The organism is Micromonospora sp. LOL_021, from assembly GCF_048060215.1.
In the GTDB taxonomy this organism is placed as follows: domain Bacteria; phylum Actinomycetota; class Actinomycetes; order Mycobacteriales; family Micromonosporaceae; genus Micromonospora_E.
Genome location: NZ_JBHMIN010000121.1, coordinates 1 through 1,503, shown reverse-complemented (window position 1 = coordinate 1,503; position 1,503 = coordinate 1). Strand labels below are relative to the sequence as shown.

The 1,503-nt window shown below is 64.0% G+C and carries 2 protein-coding genes; both read left to right on the top strand.

Annotation, left to right across the window (positions count from 1 at the left end; translation table 11 throughout):
* Positions 1-445: 445 nt before the first annotated feature.
* Positions 446-1,147, top strand: a complete 702-nt coding sequence (locus tag ACFHWT_RS31235) for a GntR family transcriptional regulator (protein WP_416598279.1) — start codon at positions 446-448, stop codon at positions 1,145-1,147.
* Between the two features lie 25 nt (positions 1,148-1,172).
* Positions 1,173-1,295 (top strand): hypothetical protein, encoded by a 123-nt coding sequence (locus tag ACFHWT_RS31230; protein WP_416598277.1) that lies wholly within the window; start codon positions 1,173-1,175, stop codon positions 1,293-1,295.
* Positions 1,296-1,503: the final 208 nt, after the last annotated feature.

The window sequence follows — 1,503 nt, the reverse complement described above, 5'->3', positions numbered from 1 at the left end:
TGGCCGCCAGCGGGGACAAATGCCGGCCGCCTACGGGGAGATCAGAAAGACCGTTGACAGTCGACAACGAGCGCTGGGCGGGGCCGCCGCGAGGCAAGGGTACGTACGGCGCCAAGCGAGCCACGAAGATGTGATCTCTGCCGCCTGGTTCAGTTCTTCTTCCGCCAGCGTGCGCTCGGTTTGCCTCGCCTCCCGGTCCTGGGTCGCCAGGCCTGTTGCCGGCGCTGGATTCGTTGCTGCCGCTGCCAGTCGCGTCGTCGGTGCTCGTGTCGTCGTTGGGCGACTAGGGAGTACCCGGCGAGCGCCATTGATACGAACAGGACGAGACCCACCACCCCGATCACACCTTGTACCTTGCCCCGATGTCCACTCAGCATCCCGAATTCGGTTACGAAGTCAATTGGATCGTCGGGATTATCCATATTCGCACGGAAGTGCCGGCAGGGTGGCAGACCTCCATGCAGGCGACCTCGACCCTTCGCTCCAATCCAGCGAATTCGTACCGGAGGTGCATCGTGGCTTTGCCGCGTCTATCGCGTACGAGCTGGTCGATGACGCCTTGGGTGGGCACACCGTCGGTTCGCAACCGATCCTGCCAGGCTTCGTTGTCGTGGTAGGTCTTGTACGGCGACCACATCATGACCAGTCCGACTACGACGCCGAGCAGATAGCCGGGGTAGCGCATCTGCCAACAGCGCCGCAAGATTTTCACCATGGCCATGGTCGCAGCAGCTGTCCACTGCCGATGTACGCGCAGCTCGCCGACATGTACCTGGTCAGCGTCTCCACGGCGCAAGCCGCCCTGCGGCTGCTGCGCGACCGTGGCCTGGTCGAAGGCCATCAGGGCAAGGGCACGTACGTCACTGACGGAGAGACCATAACCGCATGGCGTTTAAGAAGACGACAGTGCTGGTCGACGAAGATGACCTGCGGGTCATCAAGGAGGCCGCCGTGCGGGAGGGGCGTCCGGAGTCGGAGTACTTCCGGGAGGCGTTTCCGTATTGCCGCGCTGCGGGCGCGTCGTTGGTCAGGCGACTGGGACATCCCGGAGATTGGTTTCGGCGGGCCGGTGAGCGATGACGATGTACGGGCGGCGGTGGCAGATGCCGAGGACCGCAAGTACGGTTCGGTCGGCCACTCCGCATGATCCTTGTCGGGGACCTTACGGGCTGGTGGCCGCGTTCAGCACCGACGATCCCGAGCACGCCGCCGGCCGCAGGGCTCTCGCCGAGGCGTCGGCGATGGCGATCTCGCCCCTGGTGTTCGGGGAGATCGAGCACCCATCCGCCCGTTGAGCAGTCACGCGGCTTTCCGGATTCTGCCCGACGACCTGTGAAGCCCGGTGCCGGAGGAGTTCCGTGCGCCAGTTGAGGGCTGGGGTACGTAATTCCGCGAGAACTAGACGAGTAGTTCCGAAGTCAGGGGTCGATGTCCGGGCATGAGGAGAGGGCATCCAAGATCATGTTGTGACGCAAGACCTGGACACCCTCTTGACCGCACTGT